Annotated in this window: 19 protein-coding genes and 1 tRNA gene; 9 read left to right on the top strand and 11 right to left on the bottom strand. The window is 44.8% G+C overall.

Annotation, left to right across the window (positions count from 1 at the left end; all coding sequences use genetic code 11):
- Positions 1-8: 8 nt before the first annotated feature.
- From queC to BSHG_RS11060, 3 genes are all read right to left on the bottom strand, one after another.
- On the bottom strand, positions 9-668 hold the full coding sequence (gene queC / locus BSHG_RS11050) for a 7-cyano-7-deazaguanine synthase QueC (protein WP_005786207.1): 660 nt from the start codon (positions 666-668) through the stop codon (positions 9-11).
- A gap of 38 nt (positions 669-706) precedes the next feature.
- Positions 707-1,387, bottom strand: coding sequence for a queuosine precursor transporter (locus BSHG_RS11055; RefSeq protein ID WP_005786205.1), 681 nt, complete (start codon positions 1,385-1,387; stop codon positions 707-709).
- Between the two features lie 219 nt (positions 1,388-1,606).
- Positions 1,607-2,110 carry an RNA polymerase sigma factor gene (locus tag BSHG_RS11060; protein ID WP_005786203.1) on the bottom strand — a complete coding sequence of 168 codons (504 nt, stop codon included), beginning with the start codon at positions 2,108-2,110 and terminating at the stop codon, positions 1,607-1,609.
- A gap of 163 nt (positions 2,111-2,273) precedes the next feature.
- Between BSHG_RS11060 and BSHG_RS11065 the strand changes: the two genes are divergently transcribed.
- The gene (locus tag BSHG_RS11065) at positions 2,274-3,563 is read left to right on the top strand and encodes a DcaP family trimeric outer membrane transporter (protein WP_005786201.1); all 1,290 of its coding nucleotides are present in this window, start codon (positions 2,274-2,276) and stop codon (positions 3,561-3,563) included.
- An 88-nt stretch (positions 3,564-3,651) separates the two neighbouring features.
- On the opposite strand, the gene BSHG_RS11070 is transcribed toward BSHG_RS11065, so the two are convergent.
- Both BSHG_RS11070 and BSHG_RS11075 read right to left on the bottom strand, forming a co-directional pair.
- Positions 3,652-4,803, bottom strand: a complete 1,152-nt coding sequence (locus BSHG_RS11070) for a 6-bladed beta-propeller (RefSeq protein ID WP_005816589.1) — start codon at positions 4,801-4,803, stop codon at positions 3,652-3,654.
- A gap of 130 nt (positions 4,804-4,933) precedes the next feature.
- A complete protein-coding gene (locus BSHG_RS11075) occupies positions 4,934-6,439 on the bottom strand; it encodes an OmpP1/FadL family transporter (protein WP_005795325.1) in 1,506 nt (501 codons plus the stop codon).
- A 220-nt stretch (positions 6,440-6,659) separates the two neighbouring features.
- On the opposite strand from BSHG_RS11075, the gene BSHG_RS11080 reads away from it, so the two are divergent.
- On the top strand, positions 6,660-7,670 hold the full coding sequence (locus tag BSHG_RS11080; RefSeq protein ID WP_005795327.1) for a 2-hydroxyacid dehydrogenase: 1,011 nt from the start codon (positions 6,660-6,662) through the stop codon (positions 7,668-7,670).
- Between the two features lie 218 nt (positions 7,671-7,888).
- Here the strand turns inward: BSHG_RS11080 and BSHG_RS11085 are convergent, their stop codons facing one another.
- Entirely contained in the window at positions 7,889-8,431 is a 543-nt protein-coding gene (locus tag BSHG_RS11085) for a protease inhibitor I42 family protein (RefSeq protein ID WP_005795329.1), read from the bottom strand.
- 236 nt (positions 8,432-8,667) lie between these two features.
- Positions 8,668-10,485, bottom strand: a complete 1,818-nt coding sequence (locus BSHG_RS11090; RefSeq protein ID WP_008659179.1) for a helix-turn-helix domain-containing protein — start codon at positions 10,483-10,485, stop codon at positions 8,668-8,670.
- A gap of 252 nt (positions 10,486-10,737) precedes the next feature.
- Here BSHG_RS11090 and BSHG_RS11095 point away from each other — a divergent pair, with 252 nt between their 5' ends.
- The 5 genes from BSHG_RS11095 to BSHG_RS11115 all read left to right on the top strand — a co-directional run bounded on the left by BSHG_RS11095 (position 10,738) and on the right by BSHG_RS11115 (position 14,562).
- Positions 10,738-11,442 carry a pirin family protein gene (locus BSHG_RS11095; protein WP_005795331.1) on the top strand — a complete coding sequence of 235 codons (705 nt, stop codon included), beginning with the start codon at positions 10,738-10,740 and terminating at the stop codon, positions 11,440-11,442.
- A 17-nt stretch (positions 11,443-11,459) separates the two neighbouring features.
- Complete coding sequence (pdxH, locus tag BSHG_RS11100) at positions 11,460-12,167, top strand: pyridoxamine 5'-phosphate oxidase (protein ID WP_008659177.1); 708 nt, start codon at positions 11,460-11,462, stop codon at positions 12,165-12,167.
- A gap of 71 nt (positions 12,168-12,238) precedes the next feature.
- The gene (locus BSHG_RS11105; RefSeq protein ID WP_005816586.1) at positions 12,239-12,964 is read left to right on the top strand and encodes an MBL fold metallo-hydrolase; all 726 of its coding nucleotides are present in this window, start codon (positions 12,239-12,241) and stop codon (positions 12,962-12,964) included.
- A 19-nt stretch (positions 12,965-12,983) separates the two neighbouring features.
- Positions 12,984-14,060, top strand: a complete 1,077-nt coding sequence (locus BSHG_RS11110; protein ID WP_005786186.1) for a DUF4468 domain-containing protein — start codon at positions 12,984-12,986, stop codon at positions 14,058-14,060.
- A 121-nt stretch (positions 14,061-14,181) separates the two neighbouring features.
- The gene (locus BSHG_RS11115; RefSeq protein WP_005786184.1) at positions 14,182-14,562 is read left to right on the top strand and encodes a VOC family protein; all 381 of its coding nucleotides are present in this window, start codon (positions 14,182-14,184) and stop codon (positions 14,560-14,562) included.
- Between the two features lie 75 nt (positions 14,563-14,637).
- Here the strand turns inward: BSHG_RS11115 and BSHG_RS23250 are convergent, their stop codons facing one another.
- A complete protein-coding gene (locus tag BSHG_RS23250; protein ID WP_005776115.1) occupies positions 14,638-14,826 on the bottom strand; it encodes a hypothetical protein in 189 nt (62 codons plus the stop codon).
- Between the two features lie 97 nt (positions 14,827-14,923).
- On the opposite strand from BSHG_RS23250, the gene BSHG_RS11125 reads away from it, so the two are divergent.
- The gene (locus BSHG_RS11125) at positions 14,924-15,658 is read left to right on the top strand and encodes a class I SAM-dependent methyltransferase (RefSeq protein WP_008659171.1); all 735 of its coding nucleotides are present in this window, start codon (positions 14,924-14,926) and stop codon (positions 15,656-15,658) included.
- Positions 15,659-15,700: 42 nt separating this feature from the next.
- On the opposite strand, the gene BSHG_RS11130 is transcribed toward BSHG_RS11125, so the two are convergent.
- Complete coding sequence (locus tag BSHG_RS11130; protein WP_005795334.1) at positions 15,701-17,566, bottom strand: SLC13 family permease; 1,866 nt, start codon at positions 17,564-17,566, stop codon at positions 15,701-15,703.
- 59 nt (positions 17,567-17,625) lie between these two features.
- Positions 17,626-18,222, bottom strand: a complete 597-nt coding sequence (locus BSHG_RS11135) for a TlpA family protein disulfide reductase (RefSeq protein WP_008659169.1) — start codon at positions 18,220-18,222, stop codon at positions 17,626-17,628.
- Between the two features lie 140 nt (positions 18,223-18,362).
- On the opposite strand from BSHG_RS11135, the gene BSHG_RS11140 reads away from it, so the two are divergent.
- Positions 18,363-18,436: transfer RNA gene (locus tag BSHG_RS11140), tRNA-Thr, on the top strand.
- Positions 18,437-18,587: 151 nt separating this feature from the next.
- Here BSHG_RS11140 and BSHG_RS11145 read toward each other — a convergent pair.
- A partial coding sequence (locus BSHG_RS11145; protein WP_008659167.1) for a sugar transferase occupies positions 18,588-18,804 on the bottom strand: 217 nt, incomplete at its 5' end.

The following is an 18,804-nucleotide window of genomic DNA, read 5'->3' as shown; positions in this document are numbered from 1 at the left end:
ATTAATAATTAACGGTTTCTTTTACTTAAATACTCTTCCAGTCCCTGCTTGCGTAACTTACATGCCGGACAATGTCCGCATCCGTCGGCGGGAATCCCGTTGTAACAGGTCAGTGTCTCGTTCCGCACAAGATCGAACACACCGAGTTCGTCCGCCAGCGCCCAGGTTTCGGCTTTATCGATCCACATCAACGGAGTGTGAATGACGAACTGTTCATCCATCGCCAGGTTCAAGGTGACATTCAGCGACTTGATGAACGAATCCCGGCAATCGGGATAACCGCTATAATCGGTCTGTGAAACTCCCGTAACCAGATGGAAAGCTCCCTGCTCACGGGCAAAGACAGCGGCAATGCTCAGGAAAAACAGGTTGCGTCCCGGCACAAAAGTATTCGGAAATGAATCTTTGGGCTTGTCTTCGTCCATCGAGATACTGGTATCTGTCAATGAATTGCTGCCAAGGCTTCCGATAAAAGAGGTATCCATTACATGAAATTCCACTCCTGCCCTTTCGGCTATTCCCCGGGCCAACTCCACTTCGTGTGCATGCTTCTGCCCGTACAGGAAACTGAGCGCATATACTTTCTTAAAGTGTTTCTTCGCCCAGAAGAGACACGTTGTCGAATCCTGTCCACCACTGAACAGGACTACTGCTGAATCATTTTTCATCATTTATATTCTTGAAAATGTTGTTTTAAATTCTCCTATCAGATATCCTTTACCTTCAGTACATTGTAGGAGATGTCCGTATCGTAGACATCGCTTCCGTCAATTCGCTTAACGGCTTTCACGACACGGATGGTAATCGGAAGAATAATCACTTCGTAGAGAGACTTCAGTACGATTTGAGTACCCATCATCACCAGCAGTTCCGGCCAGGCAATCAGCCCTCCGAATGCTATGGGGAAGAAAATCAGTGAGTCGGCAGTTTCTCCCACCACCGTCGACCAAATGGCACGGGCGGAAAAGTTACGTCCGCCACTGGCCACTTTCATTTTACTCATGACGTAGGCATTGAGGAACGAACCGACCAGAAAAGCCAGCAGACTGGCTACTACGATACGGGGGGCCATGCCGAATACAAAATCAAAATGCTGTTCGCCTTCCCAGAAAGGGGCCGCCGGCAATGCCACGGCGATCAGTCCGAGGGCTACTACAAAGAAGTTCATGGCAAAGCCACTCCAGATAATCAAACGGGCTTTTTTGAACCCCCATACTTCGGCTATACAGTCGTTGATAATGTAAGAGATGGGAAATACCAATAATCCGGCAGTAACAGTGATACTGCCTACCTGAATAACTTTGGTTTCAAGAAGATTGGCTGCAATCAGGCAAACATTGAACAGAATGCCGAGCAACATGAAGGGTACGGATACTTTTTCTTTCATAATTCCTGTTTTTTACGTGGTGTTCTAGAATACACGACCGTTATTCACGGCATCATACGTTTTCGGGCGGCAAAGGTAACAATTCTTTTTTAATCGACAAAATAACAATATATGTAACGGGGCATTACATATATTGTTATCGGAATAACATATAATGTAATGCCCCGTCAGAATAGGACATCATACAATGATCACTTAACGTGCCTAAACCGTTATCCTTTACGAGAAATCTTTCAAATCCTGCTGCAATCTTTTACGGATCAGGAACAGACGGCTCTTGATAGTCCCTACCGGTAAATCCATCTTCTCGGCTATCTCACGATACTTGAACCCGGCCACGAACATCATAAAAGGCTTCTTCAGGTCTTCGGGAACGGCATTGATCACTTTGTAGAGCTCCTTCAGGTCGTAGATCGTCTCAAACCGGTTCCCCTCCTCGCCTTCCGTCATGGTTTGCGCATAGAGATTATAAGTAGAGTCGGTCATGTCTACTTCGCGCAATGACTTACGGTAATTATTGATAAAGATATTGCGCATGATGGTGTACATCCATCCCTTGAAATTCTGGGTATGCACAAATTTCTCTTTGTTGTCCAATGCCTTCAACAGACAATCCTGTACCAGATCATTGGCCGACTCCCTGTCGGCAGTCAATTTATACGCAAAATGCTCCAGTTCGGGCTGCATAGCCACTATCTTATGGGTAATATTCATCTTTTCCATTGCTCTTTTTCCTTTCTAATTATCGAATATGCAAAGATTCGCATTTTAAACGGTCTATGCTATAGCAATTCTTCCGCATAATTTGGCGATTTTTCCCTCGCCCCCTCAACCATTTCCCATTTAAGTTGTTCAATAGGGCAATTCACCTAAAACTTAACTTATAATGAAAACATTTTTTAGATCTGTAGCTATGCTACTCGGACTGGGACTCTTGCCTGTAGCGGCACATGCCCAGAAAAAAGTAATCATCGAAGATGAAGAACCGAACTCCGTGATGTTTGTATCGACAAACAAAGCCGGAGACGAGATTATCCGGATAATGAACGAAACACGCCTCCCGCGTTTCCACGAACCGAAGGCTCCACGCTTTGTACTGACCGACCGACAAGGAAAATTCGCACTGGGTATTGGTGGATATGTCCGGGCAACTGCCGAATATGACTTCGGAGGTATTGTGAAGGATGTGGATTTCTATCCGGCACTGATCCCCAACAAAGGTTCTGCCGACCGTGCCCGCAACCAGTTCCAGATGGATATCAGCACTTCCACCCTCTTCCTGAAGCTGGTGGGACATACCAAACGTTTAGGGGATTTCGTTGTTTACACCGCTGCAAACTTCCGTGGAGACGGAAAAACCTTCGAACTGCAAAATGCTTATGCCACCTTCCTCGGCTTTACCCTGGGATACAGTTATGGTAACTTTATGGACCTGGCCGCCCTACCGCCCACCATCGACTTCGCCGGCCCTAACGGCTCAGCTTTCTATCGTACCACCCAATTGAGCTACATGTGTGACAAACTGAAAAATTGGAAATTCGGCGTCGGTGTCGAAATGCCTTCGGTAGACGGTACCACGAACCAGTATCTTACCATCAACACCCAGCGTATGCCGGACTTTACCGCTTCAGCACAGTATAACTGGAATGCCAACAGCCACTTGAAACTGGCTGCTATCGTACGCAGCATGACTTACTCGAGTTCTGTGGACAACAAGGCACATTCAAAAGCCGGATACGGCCTTCAGGCTTCGACTTCCTTCAACGTAACTCCGAAATGGCAGGTATACGGACAGGTGAATTACGGAAAAGGAATCGGACAATATCTGAATGATTTGAGTAACCTGAATGTGGATATCGTTCCCAACCCGGAGAAAGAAGGACGTATGCAGACGCTCCCCATGTTGGGATGGTTCGCCGGGCTGCAATATAACATCAGCAAAAACGTCTTTGTATCGGGCACTTACAGTCTGTCACGTCTTTACTCGGAACATACCTATCCGAGCGACGAGCCCGATATGTACCGGAAAGGCCAATACCTGGTAGCCAACCTGTTCTGGAATGTAACCAGCAACTTGCAGGTAGGTGCCGAATATCTAAGGGGCTGGCGCACAGACTTCAGCAGCAATACCCGCCATGCCAACCGTATGAATGCATTGGTACAATATTCGTTCTAACTTTTTATAAATCTCTCCGAACTCTAACGTAAAAAAAGTCTAAGGACGAACCCTGCCCCGTCTCTGTTGTTACCCTACGGAGATGGGGCTAAAAATAAAATTTCACCACACAGGGATTATCATCTTCCACCCTTTTACTCAGCACCCGATATTCTTCCTCGGGAAGGATACTCTTATAATTCTCCAGCTCTTCTGTCGGAACGATGCAAAGCATAAAATCCTCGGTTAACACTTCCGGATCGATTCGGATACCCTCTCGTGTCTTCTCAAAATAGAAGACAGCTCCATCCTTTTTGCGATAAAAAAGATTTGTGTATTTCCATTTGGGCTTGGATGCCAAGCTGAGCAATTGAGCATAATAGTACTTTCCGTTTTGGTACTGATTGGTGAAATTAAAGGCTATTTTACCGGTTTCACGATATTCGTTCAGCCGCCTGTCCTCCTCCCTGCGTGTGTCCGGATTCGAATTGAAATGATATTGTGCTATATTTATATTCTGTTCTCCCATATCCCAGCGATAGGCTACACGGAAGCTATCGCTCGTAAGTTCGTAGACCTCTTCATAAAAAGCGGGAGCAAAGTAAGCTTTGCCCTGATAGGAATAGAACATATCCCTACAAGCCCAGTTCAACCAGAAATCATCGGACCAGAACTCATTGATCAACTTCGCCGAATCGGCATCCAACCGCATGATACAAGCCCCGTCATCCTTGTTCTGCGCCGACCACGTCAGCAGATCGCCATCCGGAGTCAGTCCAATCTCCTGAAAGTTCATTTTCTGCGGCAATATCTTTCTGTCTATAAACGAACCATCCAAACGATAGGTATACATCGATCCGAAAGGAGATAACATATATACCCGGTTCCGCTGCTCACTGATAACGGCATCATAAACCTGTGAATATTCACCGGGACCCTGTCCTACTCGCCCGATAGAACGAAGGTAGTTCCCCTTCTTGTCAAAAGCCATCAACGTGATATGCCTGAAGGTGGGATAATCCTGAGTCAATATATAAGTAGTATCCCCGGAAACCCGTACTCTCAAGATTCTGGCCAGCAGACAACTGTCCGAAGTTTCCAACGGAATCACTTCAACTTTAGAAAAGAAATCGGAAACAGAAACAGGAGTTTCCTTCAACTCTACTTTCAGAACATCGGGCTCTTCCACAGAGGGAGTCCGATTACAAGAGCTGCAAACAAAGCTCAGAGCAACGAGGAAAAGAATAAATGTGTTTTTCATATCTTGCGGGATTAGAAAAACAAAGATAAATTTAATTAAGCAGTATATCAAAAAAAGGGACCGGATAATTTAGTCTATCCGATCCCTTTTTGAGGTTTATATAAATAAAGATTAGCCTATAAGGGTTGCATCAGAACTTATAGTCGAGACCGATACCGAACACTTTGTTGGTACGGGTGAAGACATCTTTTCCGGCGATTCCGGTACCCCCATAGTTAGGAGTCTCTTTTGTATATTTATCGTAATCGGTCCAGAAATAAGCGACATTCAATTTCAGGTTCTTCGCAATATCGAATCCGGCACCGAAACCGTATGAATAAGAGCTGACTGCAAAACTCATATCACTCTGATAATTATCACCCACACCATATTTGGTACGTTGCATACCGGCACTTACCTGAGCCCATTTACACACATCCCATTCGATACCTCCCAGATACTCGTTGGTACCCTGTTTGATGAAATGCTGTTTGCCCATAGTCTGACCGGTCACAGGATCTTTAGCATCGGCCATACGTGCATTGGTATCGAAGAAATGATGATAGCCAACTGAAGCACGAAGTACAGGAAGAATTTCATAAGAAACACCTACTGTCAGCAGAGCCGGAATGTCATGCGGAGTATTTACCCCATTCGCAAACAGTCCTGTATTATCTATACGGGTCTTGTTCTCTACATTCAATTTGGTGTTAAACTCGTATTTCACACCGATGTTCCATTTATTCATCTTAAAGTCCAGACCCAGAATAGGAGTTACTCCCCAACCGGTTTGGTCACAATCCAATTCTTTATCGGCCGTCAGTCCGGCAACCTTGGTTGCTTCTTTTGCAATGGCATCATATTTTGCATAATTAGCCAGATCATTTGCAGCCAGATAAGCATCTGCGGCTGTTCTGGCCTGCTTGGCATAATCACTGAAATACTTATTCACGTTTACCATTTCTCCACCACCGATGTTAGCCTCAATGTTACGAATGTGTCCTTCGTAACCATTGCTTACGTAGTTCATACGCACACCGGCAAATGCAGACAAGTAATCTGTGATTCTATATGTGGCACCCAGCTGAAGGCCAAAAATCATTTGCTTACCACGCATGTAGCTGTCAACAGAGTATTTATTGGTTCCATTAAAAATGTTAATCGGCAGAACACCTTTATCCACCATTTCATTGCCCGCAGCTACCAACATGCCGGGTACTACAGATACCAATGACTCAAATGAACCCAGCCCTTCATTAAAAGTAGCCTTACCGCCACCACCGGTTACCGCAAAATTCCCCGAAAATGCCCACTTATCCTTCTTATATACTGCAAATACACTGGGAATGAACGGAGCCGAAGCTTCTCCTTTATATACTTTGGTAGCGTTTCCTCCAAACCCTGCAAACGGAGCGAAAGTAGAAGTGATAGTTCTTGTCTGGAACGCACTCTGTCCGTTGAGTGACAAGTGAAAGCCGTTTTCCATGAAAGCTACACCCGCCGGATTGGAATATACCGCGTCAATTTGTGTAGAAGCATCACGAGCCAACATTCTCAAAAACAATACGTGCTGATTGGTATTCGTCAGGAGACCTCCCGCAAAAGTTGAAGTTGAAACGATTAGCAACCCGATGCTAATCAAGAATAATTTTCTCATCTAAATCTTTTTTAAGTTATTTCGGGCGCAAAGGTACAATAATATTGCACATGACGAATATTTTTGTGCACCTAATTTCCATTTCACAAACAAATTAATTGAAAACACAAACTGTTTCTACTGAAACGAATAAGAATCCGGAGAAAGAAATGCCCCCCCGGACACAAACATTACTCCCCCCATAAACGTTCTATTATTATAGAATGTAAATAAGAAAATTATGGCATATACAATCGCATTTTTTGGTACCAAACCTTATGATGAAGCTTCCTTCAACGAGAAAAACAAGGAATTCGGATTCGAACTCCGATTTTTCAAAGGTCATCTGAACCGACACAACGTATTGCTGACTCAGGGAGTGGATGCCGTCTGCATCTTTGTCAACGATACCGCAGATGCCGAAGTAATCAGAACAATGGCTGCCAACGGAGTAAAACTACTCGCCCTTCGTTGTGCTGGTTATAATAATGTAGACTTGAAAGCTGCAGCCGACAACGGTGTAACCGTTGTTCGTGTTCCTGCCTATTCTCCATACGCAGTAGCCGAATATACAGTGGCACTGATGCTCTCGCTCAACCGGAAAATTCCACGGGCATCATGGCGCACCCGGGATGGAAACTTTTCACTGCACGGACTGTTAGGCTTCGATATGCATGGAAAGACAGCCGGTATCATCGGTACGGGAAAGATAGCCAAAATACTGATACATATATTAAAAGGGTTCGGCATGAACATACTGGCGTATGACCTTTATCCGGATTACAACTTTGCCAGAGAGAATCAAATAGTATACACCACACTCGACGAGTTGTATCACAGTTCGGACATCATCTCACTACACTGCCCCCTCACGGAGCAGACCAAGTATCTGATCAACGACTACTCCATCAGTAAGATGAAAGACGGCGTAATGATCATCAACACCGGCCGTGGACAACTGATCCACACCAATGCACTGATCGAGGGACTGAAAAATAAAAAGATCGGTTCGGCCGGACTGGATGTATATGAAGAGGAGAGCGAGTACTTCTATGAAGACAAATCGGACCGTATCATCGACGACGATGTACTGGCACGCTTGCTGTCGTTCAATAATGTAATCGTAACCTCCCATCAGGCTTTCTTTACCCGTGAAGCGCTGGCCAACATCGCAGCAACGACTCTGGAGAATATACGGGATTTCAAAAATCAGAAGCCTTTGGTGAACGAAGTCAAGTTGAGCAATGCCTAAAGGCATCAAAAAGAAGCTTCGGTTGCAATAGTGCCACCGCTTCCTGCGAAAGAAGCGGCAGACCTTATTAGGTTTGCCCGGACTTTAACGTATAATATCCGGGATGGCTGTTCATCAATCATTCCTTTTCTTAGACGAAAAATATAATTGACTCATAACTATTTCTTTTTAAATCAAGTTCCTACTCTATTATGAATTTTCGGTTCCTCTGTTCAGAGTCAACACTCTATAATACTCTCTAATATGGGTTCTCCTCTCAGCGGAGCATAAATAGTGACTTTGGCAAAACCATACTTGGGCTCGCGGATTAGTGATTCAGTCATACAGATGAAGCGGTAGTTATATCCGCTTACCAATTGCTCGGCAACCAGAAGCGGAGTATAGTCCACACCCTTCAATGTCATGCAAGTACGGAATATCTCTTTCTCCTGATCCGTCAACGGTCTGAATTCTCCAAAGCCCCCTATTATCGGGTTCGCTTTCTCCGAAGTAACCACCCCATAAGAGAATATATCTTCGTAAAGCACTTCTTCAGAGTCACGGTAATAGGCAAACTGAATCTCTACCTGCCCCGGCTGTAAAAACCGGAAGATAAAAGACTGTACAGACGTTCCTCCCGGAGTATCAGCATCTTCTGACAATTCCTCTACAAGGGCAACTCCGCCGGTCAGGCGTACTAAAGCGTAACGATAACCAGTACCTGCTTGTGAGGTACGTTTGATGGTGATTGTATCACCCACTTTGAATACTTTTTCAATCATAACAATACGTGTTTTTTGAAAGATTAATTCATTAAGAAAGGTTTTCTAATGGTCTGATATGCCGATCAGCCTTATCGAGAATAATCTGCCGAGAGAGACCTCCCGGCAGATTGGGTACTGTACATCACCTAAACCAGTTTCGTTGATGTGGTTCAAAGGTAGAAGGAAGGATTTTCAAATCAAAACATTTCGAGTAGGTTATTCTCTCATTTTTTCACTTTGAGTCTCTCATTTTTTCACTTATCCTCAGTAATATTCTTATTATTAATATGTTGTACCCCCACCTGAAAATCTGTCGGAGTCACTCCATACTTTCCCGAAAAGAGGCGATAAAGAGATTGAGTCGACATGCCACACTCCTGGGCTATCGTATCTACTGTATAATCGGGGTGGTTCTTTAACATCTTAGCCGCATACTCCAAACGAAGATTATTAATATACTTCGAAAAGCTCATTCCCGCATACTGCTTGAAAAGAGGAGCAAATTTATTTTTGGGAATATAGATTGTCTTGATCAGTTCCTCCCTCGAAAAGTCCGGCTGAAGATAGAGCTGACGGCTAATGATCTCATGTTCCAACTTGTCGAACAATATCCTATCGTGTATGTCATTTCCATCTCCGGCTTCAGGTGCCGGAACAACAGTTGTTTCCGCTTTCCCGTCCTTATCGGTTGATAGCGATCCCCCACCTGCGGACATCCTTAAATTCTGCTCCCTCTCCAATTGCTCTTTTAGAATAAGATTCTCCTCCTTTTTCCGATACAATTCTTCTTTATGTATCAGCAAATCTTCTATAGTACCTACCATCGCCTTATTTTTGCGACGTATAATCCGGTTATGCCGTATCGTCCGCCACAAAAGCACACCTAACAGAAAAACGATACAGAGGATAAATGCCAATAAGAGGTTCCTCTTTTGCATATCAGCCGCCTGTTGCTGGATGAACAAATCCTTTTCATTCGTTTCATAAACAGCTGCCAATTCCAATGCCGCACTTTTTTGTTCACGATTCTTAATGCTGTCGCGCAACACAGCCAACTGCTCAAAATATCTTGCAGCAGTACGGTAATCGCCCTTATCACGATAAGCCCATCCAAGAGATCTCTTTATCGTAGTCATGTAATAGTTCACCGTATCCCCCCGCATGATATACATCTTCTCACGGGCGGCATTCATCCGGATCACTTGGTCATACATCTTCCTGTCGAACAAATAAGGCATAATCAGGTAATCGTCACGGTCATATTCCTCACTTGCCGCCAGGAATTTCCGGTAGTAACGTTCGGCCTCTTCCGCCTGCCCCAACCGAAAAAGAACGACAGCATAATGGGCATACATTGCTTTTTTCTCCTTTGCACTCAACCCCTCCATCGGAGTTTCACTGCCGGTCTCTTCGGTCACCACCTTTTCCAACGCAGCCAGTGTCCTGAGAGCCTCCTCATTACGCCTGTCCGACTTCTGGAATATCAGTAAAGTGTTGTAATCATAACGCAGATTATCGTATTTATACCGATAGTCCGTCTTTGACATCATTTCAATCGCCTGTTCCAGATATTCATATCCCTTCTCCTTATTACCCTGATAATACAGCATTTTACCCATATTGAACAAAGCAACGGACTGCATGGCTTTATCCCCGCACTGCTCTGCCCTTTTTAAAAGTAAATAGACATACAGCGATTTTTTATTTTCATTATGCAAACAGTCGTAACAAGAGATCATGCGATGCACCTGTTCCATATAGTTCTTATCATTATTGCGCACCGAGTCACTGTCCAAAGCACGCTTATAGAACTTCAACGCCTTATAATATTGGCCGACATTGAAATATAAATCACCTTCCACCACATCCATCCGGAACATGGAAAGAGATTTCCGCTTTCTCAATTGTTCCATAACCTGCTGTGCCTTATCAAAATCGGAGAAAGTATATTTATATACGTTATCATCCGTTATCAAGCTGTCCGGCAAAGAGAGTATTTCGGCACAAACAGCCCCCGGAAACATCAATAAACGGAAAAGTAGTAACAGAATAACATACAATAACTTTCTCATATCTCTTATCTATTGGCTAATTTTAGAAGCACAAAAATAAGACAATGATATTGACAACAAAATTTTTCCTATCTCTTATTTACCGAACGTATTCAACTCTTTTCTGTTTGCCGGCTTTCAGAGAGTTGTCCATTTCTTTTCTATTTCCTTATTATAGCTTCTGATTCCTATAAAAAGTGAACGTCTCAAACCATTTACATCCCCCGATTGTTTGATTTATAAAATCTATTTATAAAAGAAAGGATATACATCATGAAAAAAGTAGTTCACCGCTCAGATACCCGCGGACGATCCGTATATGACTGGCTCGACAGCCATCACAGTTTCAGCTTTGACGAATATTACAATCCCGAACGGGTTCATTTCGGTGCTCTGAGGGTACTGAACGATGACCGGGTAGCCCCGGGTGAAGGTTTTCAGACCCATCCCCATAAAAATATGGAAATCGTCTCCATACCTTTAAAGGGTCTTCTGGCACATGGCGACAGTAAAAAGAACAGTCGTACCATTACAGTAGGCGATATTCAGGTGATGAGTGCCGGTACAGGCATTTATCATAGCGAGATGAACGGCAGCAAATCGGAACCGGTGGAATTTCTGCAAATATGGATCATACCGAAAGAACGGAACACTCATCCCCTCTATCAGGATTATGACATCCGGGGATTACTGAAAAAAGACGAACTGGCCTTCATACTATCACCTGACGGAAGTACACCTGCCAAACTATTGCAGGACACCTGGTTCTCGATGGGTGAGATAGGAGCCGGAAAGACAGTTGAATATACACTGCATGGGACGGATATGGGAGTCTACGTTTTCCTGATCGAAGGAGAAGTAAAGATAGATGATGTGATCCTGACTCGCCGCGACGGATTGGGAATATCCGAAATCAAGAATTTTGAGATAGAAACTCTGAAAGACTCTAAAATACTACTGATAGAAGTACCGATGTAAATTTAAAGTAATCGCTTATGTCAACCGATCATATATCCACACATCCCGACTCCCCTCTTCACGGAAACGGGATCGGGAGTGAGGCTATCAACCTCGCTGCCATCCGGCAGGAGTACACCAAAGGCGGGCTGAAGGAAGGAGATCTTCCCGACAACCCGCTTTCTCTTTTCAACCGATGGCTCCACGAAGCTATCGATGCACAGGTAGACGAACCTACTGCCATGCTGGTAGGCACCGTATCTCCCGAAGGGCAACCATCGACCCGTACCGTACTGCTAAAGGATTTGCATGATGGAAAGTTTATCTTTTATACCAATTACGAAAGCCGGAAAGGTACCCATCTGGCAAAGAATCCGTATATTTCCCTCTCTTTCGTTTGGCACGCGCTGGAAAGGCAGGTACACATTGAAGGCATTGCCTCAAAAGTTCCTGCCGGAGAGTCTGATACCTATTTCCGCCAACGTCCCTACAAAAGCCGTATAGGAGCACGCATCTCTCCTCAAAGCCGTCCGTTGAAAAGCCGGATGCAACTGATTCGCAATTTCGTTGCAGAAGCAGCCCGATGGGTAGGCAGAGAAGTAGAGCGCCCCGCACACTGGGGAGGATATACCGTCACTCCGCATCGGATCGAGTTCTGGCAAGGTAGGGCAAACCGGCTTCACGATCGCTTTCTATATTCCCTTCAACCGGACGGAAGCTGGCAGAAAGAGAGGCTTGCTCCCTGATATTTCCGGTTATTGTACTTGCGCAACCAACAAATAATACGTAATATTGCATCCATAAAATACATCCGCCTATGATTCTGGATTATATATACCACAGTGGGTTCGCCATCGAAGCAGAAGGTGTAACCCTTATCATTGATTATTACAAAGACTCTTCAGAAACGGAACTGAATAAAGGAATCGTGCACGACCGTCTGCTCCAACGTCCCGGAAAACTGTATGTGCTTGCCTCACATTTCCATCCCGACCACTTCAACCGGGAAGTGCTGACATGGAAAGAGCAACGTCCGGATATCATCTATATCTTCTCAAAAGACATTCTGAAACACCATCGGGCACAGAAAGAAGATGCGATCTATATTAATAAAGGTGAGGAATACGAAGATGATATGCTACGTATTCAGGCATTCGGTTCTACGGATGTGGGCATCTCCTTTCTGATCCATCTGCAAGGCAAGAGCATTTTTCATGCCGGTGACCTGAACAACTGGCATTGGAGCGAAGAATCTACCGAACAGGAGATACGCAAAGCAGAAGGAGACTTCCTGGCAGAGATAAAATATCTTCAGGCAGCAGTTCCGGCCATCGACCTGGTAATGTTTCCCGTAGACCGCCGAATGGGAAAAGATTACATGAAAGGAGCCCAACAATTCATCGAACGAATAAAAACTACTATATTTGTACCCATGCACTTTAGCGAAGACTACGAAGGAGGCAATGCCTTCCGATCTATAGCCGAAGCCGGCGGATGCCGTTTCATAACCATCACCCACCGGGGCGAAAGCTTTGATATATAACTAAATAAAACATACAATTATGAACAAACTGACACAAATTTTCCTCGTGTTATTTATGATTTGCCTGCCCGTGACACTTTGGGCAGACAATGACAAAGATGATGATGACAGCAGATACCTTGCGGGCGCCGTGCCCGAAGTTGACGGACGGGTAGTTTTCAGCCGCGAATTCAGTATCCCCGGTATGTCGCAAGACGAAATCTATGAACGGATGCTCAAGTGGCTTGACGGACGCATGGCCCAGAACAAAAACAATAGCCGGGTGGTATATAAAGAAAAAGGAGTCATCGCCGCAGCCGGTGAAGAGTGGTTGGTATTCAGTTCTACCGCCCTTTCTCTGGACCGCACCTGGCTGACATACCAAGTCACCGTAAACTGCCAGCCCCAAAAGTGTACAATGGAGGTAGAGAAAATCCGGTACACCTATCGTGAAAAAGAAAAATATGCGGCCGAAGAATGGATCACCGATAAATACGCTCTAAACAAAGCGAAAACGAAAATGGTACGTGGCCTAGCCAAATGGCGCAGAAAGACAGTCAACTTTGCCGACAACCTCTTTGAAGAAGCTGCAAAGGCACTGAGTCAGAAACCTATGGAAGCAAAAGCAGAAGCCACTCCGAAAAAGCCTGCCGTGGTAACCGCTCCGAAAGTCGTGGTTATCGGTGATAATCAAGAGACTGGAAAAGTAGAAAAAGCAGCAGAACTTACCCCTGCAATTCCCGTTACCTCTCCAAGCACGATGCCGGGTTATAAAGAAGTAGCCCCCGACCAGGTTCCTGCCAATGCCATTCAGATGGGTGCAGGCCGACTGGTGATTGCTATCGGTTCCGATCCTTTCAATATGACCATGATGACAGCCAACGCCGGAGGATCCATAGGAAAAATTTCGGGAAGTCCTGTTGTATTCAGTATCCTTTCTCCCGACCAGCCTTACGAACAGTTGGAGAAAGCAGAAACATACAGCATACGCTTCTATCCTACCGGACAAAAAGAACCGTCCGTCATACTGGAATGTCAGAAACTACCGGCCCCGACACCTATGGAAGGACAGCCCAGAACTTATGCAGGTAAAATAACCAAAGCATTTATGAAATAAATCAGTCACCACAGGTTATACAGATTGAGTTTTGACCGGATCATTGCCATAAATCATCCGTGTAACCTGTGGTGTAAACTTTATAAGCTCTATTTTAATCTAAAAAACAAACTTAGAAACAATGGAAATAAAAAGTAGATTTGACCACTTCAATATCAATGTGACTGATCTGGAACGTAGCATTGCTTTCTACGAAAAAGCATTGGGATTGAAAGAACATCACCGGAAAGAGGCAGCCGACGGCTCTTTTATCCTGGTATATCTCACAGATAACACCACCGGTTTTTTATTGGAACTCACCTGGCTGCGAGACCATACCGAAGCCTATGAATTGGGAGAGAACGAAAGTCATCTTTGCTTCCGTGTAGCGGGAGATTATGATGCCGTACGCCAATATCACAAAGAAATGGACTGCGTATGCTTTGAGAATACTTCCATGGGGCTCTATTTCATCAATGATCCGGATGACTACTGGATTGAAATATTACCGGAACGACTTTAAAACGAATAACGATGAACGATAAACAGGCTGTGCGTTGATATCGCAGTGAGTTTATCGTTCATCGTTATTCGTTATTTACCGTTTATGTCTGTTCGCCCTCTTTCTCCGGATCTCAGCTTTCATCTTGGCAGCTCCGGAACCGTGAGTTCCCTTTATATAGGTTGTTTTCTTCGCTTTTGTTTTCACTTTATTTTCATCTTTCTTCGGGCCTTCTTTCTTTCCTTTAAAGACAATCCCACCCATAATCGCATCTTCTAAGCTCATAATCTTTCCTTTCTTATTCTATATTTTCCGTGGACAAAGATACTCTTTTTCTGTGAATTCCCTATCTTTGCCCGCTGTAACAACTAAAAACCAATCAATGAATACATCCCTGCTCCCGGCAGAAAAAGACCCGATGGGTGCTGCCATAGCCGATTTTTATCATCGCCAAAAAGCAGACAGATTACGCGTATTTTCTTCTCAGTTCGATGAAGACGAAATACCCATCAAGCAACTTTTCCGCAAAGCCGGACAAATGCCTCTACTCGAACGCACAGCCCTCGCAATGGCTACCGGAACAATACTCGACGTAGGTGCCGGAAGCGGTTGCCACGCTCTTGCCCTTCAAGAGAGCGGTAAAGAAGTTTCCGCCATCGACATCTCCCCTTTATCCGTCGAAGTGATGAAACTGCGGGGAGTGAAAGATGCCCGCCAAGTCAATCTGTTCGACGAACGCTTTGCCGAGACTTTCGATACCATCCTTATGTTGATGAACGGTTCCGGCATTATCGGACGTTTGGAGAATATGCCTCTCTTCTTCCGCAAGATGAAACAATTACTCCGCCCGGATGGTTGCATCCTGATGGATTCGAGTGACCTCCGCTATCTGTTCGAAGATGAAGACGGCAGCTTCCTGATCGACCTGGCAGGAGATTATTATGGAGAAATCGACTTCCGCATGCAATATAAAGATATTCAAGGCGATCCCTTCGACTGGCTGTATATCGACTTCCAGACCCTCAGCGCCTATGCTGCCGACAATGGCTTCAAGGCCGAAATGATAAAAGAGGGTAAGCACTATGACTATCTGGCCCGGCTGACTGTTGCCTTATAAACAGGAGGGAATGTTTCCAACAAACCGTCCCTCCCTAAAAGACTAAAACGGAAACAGTAGCGGCAATACGAACACCATTACCACGCCCATAATGATCTGAAGCGGCAGACCTACTTTTACGTAATCCATAAACGTATAGCGTCCTGCCGGCATCACCAACGCATTAGGCGGCGTGGAGAAAGGTGAAGCAAAACACATACTTGCCGCCACTGTCACGGCAAACAGGAACGGATAAGGGCTCAGCCCCAACTGTACGGCCGAGTGAAGAGCGATAGGAGCAAGCAGCACAGCAGTGGCCGTATTGCTGATAAACATTGTCATCAGCGAAGTTGTGAAGTAAATACCTGCCAACAAAGCAAAAGGCCCATAGGCCCCCAGCCCATTCACCAACGATTGCGACACCACCTCCGAAGCTCCGGTTTTCTCCAATGCCAATGACATGGGCAGCATACCCGCTATCAGCACAATACTCTCCCAGTTGATTGTTTTATAAGCTTCTTCCACATTGCGGAAACATCCGGTCAGTACCATCAGCAGTGCCGCTATAATTACGGCCGTCACAGGAGCCACCGGAATAAAGTCAAACATCATGGTTACAATCATACCCAACATGATCAGTGCCGCTACCGGTGCTTTATGATTCAGGGTTACTTTGGCCGCTTCAGCCAACGGCTGCCCCAGAACGACCCACTGTGACTGATCCTCACCAAGCCTGGCTATGTTTGCCCAACTTCCCTGCACCAGCAAGATATCTCCCGAATGCATCTTTTCATCCTTCAGATTCTTCAGCAGATAGTCACGCTTACGCTGAATACCCAATATATTGATGCTATAATTCTCCCTGAATCCGGAAGCTTTCACCGGTTTGTTTATCAGATTGGCGGTAGGCAGTAACAGAATTTCAGCAATGCCTATCTCCTGAAAATCGAATCCCTCGTCCGTATCATGCAGACTCCCCTCGGTCTTATGTGTATCCAATAAAGACAGACGGTTCTCACCTGCAAAGCGTTTCACATTTTCAAATTCTCCTAATACATAAAGAATATCTTCCGCCTCAATCAGGGTTCCGGCTTCTGCCATCTCCTGCTTTTTTGTCTTGAAGAAGTGCCGGGACGAAACCGAACGGCGGCGAACCTCCAAAATCGTCACATGATACCTCTGCGGAATCCCTAGCTCCTGTATGGTCTTACCTACAAAACCGGAAGACTCTTCAACCTCCACCCGATAAAGGTTCTGTGATAACTGGTATTCACCCGCCAACTCCTGAAGCGACTTATTCTTGCGCTTTCCCCGTGCCTCTTTATCACTTTTCTTCGTCAGGAAGATCTTACTCAGCGGAATCAGCACAATCAGCCCGACAGTGACACACACCAAGCCTACAGGAGTAAAAGTGAAGAAAGAGAGACGTTCATAGCCGGCTTCAATCAAGGCATTTTGTATCACAAGGTTGGGCGGTGTACCAATCAATGTCATCATCCCACCCATACTACTGGCAAAAGCAAGAGGCATCAGCAAACGGCTTACATTGATATTGGCACTCATGGCCATACTGACCACAATAGGCAGCATCAACGCCACCGTTCCCGTATTGCTGACAAAAGCGCCGATGGCAGCCGTCACCAATATAATCAGGATAAAAAGTTTTAGTTCGCTTGTCCCGGCAAATTTCAGGATACGGCTGCTGATCATCTTTGCCAGCCCCGTCTGAAAGATGGCACCACCTACAACAAACAGGCCGACCATCATAATAACAACAGAATTAGAAAATCCTGAAAGCGCCTCCTCCGGAGTGAGGATATTGAAAAGGATTAATAATACCAGCGCACACAACGCCACTAAGTCGGAACGTACCTTTCCACTCATAAAAAAGACAGCCGACAGTACGAGAATGATAATCGTTATAGCCATAAAATAAAAAGATGGGGTGATCTATGTTAAAAACAGAAAATCACCCCTGCTTGTTCAACTTATTTTTTCAGCATTTCATCTATTTGATCCACCAGTGAGGCAAACTCCTCTTCGTTATATAAACGAGTCAGCTTCACAATCTTACCCTCCCGGTCTATCAGGACATTCCGGGTGATGCCCGATTCACGCAATGCATACTTCGCAAAGATATCCGCTCCCGGATCCAATCCCAACGGATACGTCACCCCTACCGACTTTCCAAATGCGATCACCTTATCGAGAGGTTCGTCACGGTCAATGCCTATCAAAGCAAACTCAGGATTGTTTTTATGCTTCAGCCAGATATCTTTCTCTATAAAAGGCATCTCTTTACGGCATACTCCGCACCAGCTGGCTGTGAACTGCAACATCACCACTTTACCGCGAAGTTCGGAGAGTTTCATCTGCTTTCCGTCGGTCAGAGTAATGGTAAAATCGGGAGCTGACTCTCCTACTTTCACAATATATCCTGTGCTGTCTGCCGCAACACTATCCGTTTTCACCACTACACTATCCGCAACAACAGCTGCTTTATCCGCTTTTCCTTGTCCGGAACATGCTGCCATACCCCAAAGAAGCAATGACAGACCACCTGCATAAAAAAAGTTTTTCTTCATACTTTCCTATAATTAATTGATTTGCAAAAGTAAACAAAGAATCCGACTTATCAAACACTATTTTTATGAAGCATTTTTTTTCAAAGTATTTGCAAGTTTAAAAGTTTTTCCTACCTTTGCACCCGCAAAACAGAAATGACGCCTCTTTAGCTCAGTTGGCCAGAGCACGTGATTTGTAATCTCGGGGTCGTTGGTTCGAATCCGACAAGAGGCTCAATAAAAAAGAAAGGATCGGCAATTGCCGATCCTTTCTTTTTTATTGAATTAACTTCTCTTCGAAACTTCCGTCTACTCCTTATTCTTTCTCACATAATAGGGTACGAAAACAAAAAGAAGAACTTCCCCCAGTTTCCTTAAAAACATACCTAACGAATGATGCTCCAAAATGTCAGAAATATAATTTTAAAATATTCCTTCACCGAACGATTACAGATATATTTCATATTATACCGTATCTTATCGGGCATAATCTGTTCTATATATGCTCTGTCAGGATCCGAAGCCTCTCCAAGAATCATATTTTCATCTACATACTCAATAGAAGCATAATCCGTAATCCCCGGACGTACACTCAATACTTTT

Origin of the sequence: Bacteroides sp. 3_2_5 (assembly GCF_000159855.2) — a bacterium.
GTDB classification, from domain to species: domain Bacteria; phylum Bacteroidota; class Bacteroidia; order Bacteroidales; family Bacteroidaceae; genus Bacteroides; species Bacteroides fragilis.
Note: the sequence above shows the minus strand (reverse complement) of the source record. Positions and strands in the feature narration are given on the sequence as shown.

Excerpts from the sequence above, each read along its gene's own strand:
- BSHG_RS11060 (WP_005786203.1), bottom strand. The coding sequence starts at position 2,110 with ATGGAAAAGATGAATATTACCCATAAGATAGTGGCTATGCAGCCCGAA.
- BSHG_RS11070 (WP_005816589.1), bottom strand. The coding sequence starts at position 4,803 with ATGAAAAACACATTTATTCTTTTCCTCGTTGCTCTGAGCTTTGTTTGC.
- BSHG_RS11130 (WP_005795334.1), bottom strand. The coding sequence starts at position 17,566 with ATGGCTATAACGATTATCATTCTCGTACTGTCGGCTGTCTTTTTTATG.
- BSHG_RS11135 (WP_008659169.1), bottom strand. The coding sequence starts at position 18,222 with ATGAAGAAAAACTTTTTTTATGCAGGTGGTCTGTCATTGCTTCTTTGG.
- BSHG_RS11065 (WP_005786201.1), top strand. The coding sequence starts at position 2,274 with ATGAAAACATTTTTTAGATCTGTAGCTATGCTACTCGGACTGGGACTC.
- BSHG_RS11110 (WP_005786186.1), top strand. The coding sequence starts at position 12,984 with ATGAACAAACTGACACAAATTTTCCTCGTGTTATTTATGATTTGCCTG.
- BSHG_RS11055 (WP_005786205.1), bottom strand. The coding sequence starts at position 1,387 with ATGAAAGAAAAAGTATCCGTACCCTTCATGTTGCTCGGCATTCTGTTC.
- BSHG_RS11125 (WP_008659171.1), top strand. The coding sequence starts at position 14,924 with ATGAATACATCCCTGCTCCCGGCAGAAAAAGACCCGATGGGTGCTGCC.
- BSHG_RS23250 (WP_005776115.1), bottom strand. The coding sequence starts at position 14,826 with ATGAGCTTAGAAGATGCGATTATGGGTGGGATTGTCTTTAAAGGAAAG.
- BSHG_RS11080 (WP_005795327.1), top strand. The coding sequence starts at position 6,660 with ATGGCATATACAATCGCATTTTTTGGTACCAAACCTTATGATGAAGCT.
- BSHG_RS11115 (WP_005786184.1), top strand. The coding sequence starts at position 14,182 with ATGGAAATAAAAAGTAGATTTGACCACTTCAATATCAATGTGACTGAT.
- queC (WP_005786207.1), bottom strand. The coding sequence starts at position 668 with ATGAAAAATGATTCAGCAGTAGTCCTGTTCAGTGGTGGACAGGATTCG.
- BSHG_RS11105 (WP_005816586.1), top strand. The coding sequence starts at position 12,239 with ATGATTCTGGATTATATATACCACAGTGGGTTCGCCATCGAAGCAGAA.
- BSHG_RS11075 (WP_005795325.1), bottom strand. The coding sequence starts at position 6,439 with ATGAGAAAATTATTCTTGATTAGCATCGGGTTGCTAATCGTTTCAACT.
- BSHG_RS11090 (WP_008659179.1), bottom strand. The coding sequence starts at position 10,485 with ATGAGAAAGTTATTGTATGTTATTCTGTTACTACTTTTCCGTTTATTG.
- pdxH (WP_008659177.1), top strand. The coding sequence starts at position 11,460 with ATGTCAACCGATCATATATCCACACATCCCGACTCCCCTCTTCACGGA.
- BSHG_RS11085 (WP_005795329.1), bottom strand. The coding sequence starts at position 8,431 with ATGATTGAAAAAGTATTCAAAGTGGGTGATACAATCACCATCAAACGT.
- BSHG_RS11095 (WP_005795331.1), top strand. The coding sequence starts at position 10,738 with ATGAAAAAAGTAGTTCACCGCTCAGATACCCGCGGACGATCCGTATAT.